Source organism: Nitrospira sp. BLG_2 (assembly GCF_049222245.1).
The window spans coordinates 1-5,574 of sequence record NZ_JBLYIG010000075.1 but is presented as its reverse complement, the minus strand read 5'-3'; the positions used below and the strand labels follow the sequence as shown (position 1 = coordinate 5,574).

Here is a 5,574-nt window from a genome sequence, read left to right as displayed (position 1 = left end):
GATCGGTCTGCATGTATTTCAAGGTATCATGCATCCAGCCCATATCCCACTTCAGGCCGAAGCCCAGCCCGCCCACGTAGCCTGGGCGCGAGACCGCCGGCCAAGACGTGGATTCCTCCGCCGCGGTCTGCACGTCCGGATACCGTGTGTAGACTTCCTCGTTGAATCGCCGCAGAAAGGAGATCGCGTCCAGGTTCTCCCGCCCGCCGTATTGATTTGTAATCCATTCGCCTTCTTTACGCGAGTAATCCAAATACAGCATCGACGCGACCGCATCAACCCGCAGTCCGTCGATATGATACTTGTCGAGCCAGAACAGCGCGCTGCTGATCAAAAAGCTGCGCACCTCATTACGGCCGTAGTTGAAGACGAAGGTGTTCCAATCCGGATGAAACCCCTGCTTCGGATGCGCATGTTCATACAGGTGCGTCCCGTCGAAGTAACCGAGCCCGTGTTCATCGGTGGGGAAATGCGACGGTACCCAATCGAGAATCACGCCGATGCCGTGCTGATGCAGGATGTCGATCAAGTACATGAGATCTTGTGGCGTGCCGTAATTGCCGGAGGGCGCAAAATACCCGGTGGTTTGGTAGCCCCATGATCCGAAGAACGGGTGATCCATGAGCGGAAGAAACTCGACATGCGTAAATCCCATCTGCGTGACATATTCCGCTAGGGGAAGGGCCATCTCGCGATAACTGAGGGAGCGATGGCCTTCCGCAGCCACACGTCTCCATGACCCGACATGCATTTCGTAAATCGCCATGGGTGCGGTGAGCGCATTCCGGTTCCGTCGCTGCCGCATCCAGTCCGCATCGTTCCATTGATAGGCCAAGTCCCAGACGATCGAGGCCGTCTGAGGAGGAATCTCGTTGAAAAATGACAGCGGATCCGTCTTGTCCACGCGATATCCGTTGAAACGCGAACGGATATGATACTTGTACAGGGTCCCGACACCGACCCCGGGCGCAAATCCTTCCCAAATCCCGCTGTGGCCGCGGGGAAACAGATGGTGCGTTTCCTGTTTCCAGTCGTTGAACGAGCCGATCACGGATACCCGTTCGGCATCGGGGGCCCAGACCGCGAAGAACGTTCCATCCTGTCCGTTCACGCGGCCCGGATGCGCTCCCAGTTTCTCATAGAGATTGACCAATGACCCTTCGTTGAACAGATACAAATCGTCACTCGTCAGTCTCGTCGGTTCGTCCACAGTCATCATCGCTTCCTGTGTCATTCGTTCACTCCATCATTCTGAATTCTGAACCCTGGAACAGGGTGACATCTCCTACTAATCCCTACCCATCGAATCCAGAATTCATACAGGTTGTGCGAGCTGAAGTAGTCCGCTCAGTGGAATTCCGGCCCACGAAGGCCGGTTGTTTAGTTCATACCTCAATTCATAACAGGCTTTTTCAATCAAATACGCGCCCAGAAGCATGTCACGGTCATCAGGCTGCTCCGGAAGGAACGGAGCCTTGCCTGTTGTCTCTGTATAGCCGGACAAAAATGCATCCGTCGCCGACCGATACCACCTCGTCGTTTGCTGTTCCAGCTCAGATCGCCATCGCCGCTCGTCGCCATCGGACCGACTTCCTACCCGATCGAGCGCCGCACAAGCGGCATAGTGGAAGGATCGGATCATCCCCGCCACATCGACGATCGGGACATGTTTCGAGCGTCGCTCCGCCAATGGTCTGGCCGGCTCGCCCTCAAAATCAATAATTATGAAGTCGCGACCCGTATACAAGACCTGACCCAAATGAAAATCACCGTGGCATCGAATTCTGACCGCCTGGGGATTCCGCTTGATCGGAGCTTCCAGCCGGGAAAGCAATATGGCTTTCGATTCGAGTACGAGGGTCGCTCGTTGCCGGTTCGATTCATGAAGGTCCTGGAGCCGGCGACCGAGCAGAGCCAGCGCATCCTCGACAGAGCGTATCATTCGATCCCGCAACGATTGCCAATAGTCCACGCTACAGGGTTCCGGCGCGAACGCCGGATCGGCGGTGTCTTGCGCCAAGGCAAGGTGTAGTTCAGCGGTCCGGCGCCCAAGCAGGGCCGCGGCATCGGCATAGGCGCTGCCTGCGTACGCGGTCGAGCCGGGACTGTCCACCAGTTCCCTTTCCAATTGGCTCAGTGTATATCGCCAGGCATCGCCTTGATTCTCAACGAACCGATGCACAATCGCGACAGTAGCCGGCTCTTGGTTGCGCCCGGCATATTCCAATGAGCCCAACACCGCGGGGCTATGCGTGTATCCTGCCGATGTCAATGCACGACCGACCTCCAAGTCAGGGTTGAGTCCCGGCTCCAAACGCCGATAGAGTTTTAGCATCGCGTACCGACCGAACCTGACGGAGGTATTGCTTTGCTCTCCTTGCATGACGAATGATTCCCCCGATGCCGCTTCCACGAGAGCCGTTGACAAAGCGTGGCTTGAGGAAGCGACAAGCTTTCCGTTCTCACCCTGGAATTCATTCCCTTGGCGGATAGCACCGAGCAGCGCGTCGGCACAGGCGTGATCCCACAAGGCATCGTGCAACAATCCTCGACGGCTTTCGTTGCGGTCGGTAGTGGTCAACTCTGCCCACACGGCCTCCGGATGGGATTTTTGCATTTGAACTGCCTGCTCACCGAATGAGGCTGTGAGTATCGTTGTATAGAGATCATGGCCGCCATCTTTATAGGAAACGTCGATAACGATGAGGAACATCGAATGGGTGCGTGTGCGAAGAGGAATGGTCTCCTTGACGCGAGCCGCGGCTATCATCCTCGCCTTGCCTCCGTACCATCGAATAGACAAAAGGGTCGACGGTAGCAACGCTTCAAGCGCGCCGACGGTATCCCGGTGGAGTAGCCGCTCCCAATTGTCGTTGACAGTCAGCATAGATCAAGAGCAGGCGATGTCTGTACGTACCCGGAAGACCATTGCTCATAAGCTCTCTGTGTAGATGGCTTACATACAATCAAAGTTGCTCGGTTCGGAAATTGCGCCGCACGAGAAATATATGGGCCGGCATCGAATGCGGATCGAGCCGCACATAGTTCCGTGGTCCCTCCCAGGTGTAGTGAGCGTCGGTGACCAGGTCCAGGACTTGGAACGGCTTGTCTGCCGGTATTCCTAGCGCATCGAGGTCCAGCTGCACCCAGCCGGAATGGACATAATGGGGACTGATATTCACCACCATGAGCAGCACATTCTCCCCGTCAATGGAATGCTTGCTGTAGGCTATCAGCTCATCATTGTCCACTTGATGAAATGTCAGACTCAGATCGTTTTGGAGAGCTGGATTCTCATGGCGAATACGATTGATCCGGTGGATCAATTCCTGAAGGCTGTCCGATCGATCCAGATCCCATTCGCGGATTTCATATTTTTCCGAATCGCGATATTCCTCACTGCCGGGCTTTTGCGGCCGTGACTCCATCAGTTCAAATGCGGGACCATAGATGCCGTAATTCGCTCCCAGAGTGGCGGCCAAAATGAAACGAGACATAAAAGCGGGGCGGCCACCGTGTTGCAATTGTTCCGTCAAGATATCCGGCGTGTTGGGCCACAGATTCGGGCGGAAAAACTCCCGCACATCCGTCTTGGTCAATTCGGTGAAGTACTGAGTCAGCTCAGCCTTGGTCTGCCGCCACGCAAAATACGTGTATGACTGGGTGAAGCCGACTTTCGCCAAGCGGTACATGACCTTCGGTCGCGTAAAGGCCTCCGAAAGGAACAACACATCCGGATAATCGCGTTTCACTTCTGCGATCAGCCAGTGCCAGAATGCAAACGGCTTGGTGTGAGGATTGTCGACCCGGAAAATCCTGACACCTTGATCGATCCAATGAATCACGACCTCCTTCAGTTCCTGCCATAAAGAAGCCCACCGATCGTTTTCAAAATTCAACGGATAGATGTCCTGATACTTCTTCGGGGGATTTTCAGCATATTGAATGGTGCCATCCGGGCGCTGCACGAACCATTCAGGGTGTTGCTTGACATAGGGATGATCGGGCGAACATTGAAAGGCTAAATCGAGCGCGACTTCCATACCCTGCTCTTTGGCCTTCCCGGTGAGTCGCCTGAAATCCTCGGCCGTACCGAGATCCGGGTGAATCGCCTGGTGGCCTCCCTCAGCGGCACCGATGGCCCACGGACTTCCCACCGAATCAGGATTTCCATTCGGATCGTTATTCTTGCCCTTTCGGAATGTTCGGCCGATCGGATGAATCGGAGGAAGGTACAAGACGTCGAACCCCATCCCGGCAATGTAGGGAAGACGATCTTCGCAATCGCGGAAGGTACCATGACGGTCAGGCTCTGATGCGCATGAGCGCGGAAACATCTCATACCAGGCCCCGAATCCCGCCCTGGCTCGGTCCACGATGACCGCCAATTCCTTATCATAAACGGTCGGCCAGGGATGGTCCGCATGCCGTGCCATGACAGCAAGCAGTTCTTGTTCCAGAACAGTCTTCAGTATTTGCTCACGCTTCTCGCCATGTTCCATCGCCATGATGATCGCATGGAGCCGCTCCTCGTCCGCCCCGTCCGCGCGAAGCGCAGCCGCTTTGATCAAATCCCGTCCGATCAAGAGATCCATCGTCACATCTTGATCGGCAGTGACGCGTTTGCGCATATCGCGCTGCCAGGATCGGAAGTGATCGATCCATGCGATCACAGTGTAATAATAGAGGCCTTGCTCGCGGACCTCGAAGGAGGCGCGCCACCGGTCGTTCTCCACGAAGATCAGCGGCACATCGGTCCAATGCTGTTCTCGTTCATGCCGGTACCGGATCGCGCCGGAAATCTCGTCATGGCCGTCGGCGAACACGTCCGCCTCCACCACCACTGACTGCCCCACCACTCGCTTGATTGGGAACCGGCCGCCGTCAATTTCCGGCCGTACGTCTTCGATCGCGACACGGCGGCGCCCATCGACCTGATCGCCGATGTCGTTCAATGGACGCGCTTTGGTCACTGGTTGATCCGATGTGGCAACGGCCGGAAGATTAGATTTTTTATTTAGTTGTTTCATCTGATTCTCGTATCTTGTTTCTCTGATCGCGTCTTTAAACACTGACGCTCGCGGAATACTGCACGCAGACCGAGATACGGCCCGGCCACATCTCGCGAGCATCCACAAACCTGCCATGCCTTATTCGGCATGGCGCGGACCTCGCTGCCGCGCACAAGCATGGGCTCTTTATTCATCACGCCGTGCGCCCCATTCTCCTGCGCGTCGCGAACCTACAGATGCGACAGCTCGTCGATCTTCTCTTCCTTTTCTTTTCCCTTTCCCAGGCGTCGTTCAATGGCCTCGCGCATCAGATGCCGGATTCCGAGACCCACGCCAAGGGCGAGCGAGAACACGACGCCCCCGAACGTAATAGAAAACGCCGAGATGACGATCTCTTTGGCGATGCCCAACTGCGTCAGCACCATGGCAAATGTGAATAACAGAATCCCCCACCGAACCAGACTTGCCACGATGCGTGCCTCTTGCAGTTGCGCATTCACCGCCGCGATCAGCGCCGCCTCCGAGAAGAAATTCGCGGATAGCACGCCGATCAGCAATACCA

General features: G+C 55.9%; 3 protein-coding genes and 1 pseudogene. All 4 read right to left on the bottom strand.

Going from position 1 to position 5,574, the window contains the following annotated elements; all coding sequences use genetic code 11:
- On the bottom strand, positions 1 to 1,234 hold a 1,234-nt coding region (gene glgB / locus ACOSYY_RS02050), incomplete at its 3' end, for a 1,4-alpha-glucan branching protein GlgB (RefSeq protein ID WP_421660605.1).
- Positions 1,235 to 1,315: 81 nt separating this feature from the next.
- A complete protein-coding gene (locus ACOSYY_RS02045) occupies positions 1,316 to 2,887 on the bottom strand; it encodes a putative maltokinase (RefSeq protein WP_421660604.1) in 1,572 nt (523 codons plus the stop codon).
- 79 nt (positions 2,888 to 2,966) lie between these two features.
- Entirely contained in the window at positions 2,967 to 5,030 is a 2,064-nt protein-coding gene (locus tag ACOSYY_RS02040; protein ID WP_421660603.1) for an alpha-1,4-glucan--maltose-1-phosphate maltosyltransferase, read from the bottom strand.
- A 212-nt stretch (positions 5,031 to 5,242) separates the two neighbouring features.
- A pseudogene (locus ACOSYY_RS02035) lies at positions 5,243 to 5,574 on the bottom strand (hypothetical protein); the annotation flags it as partial.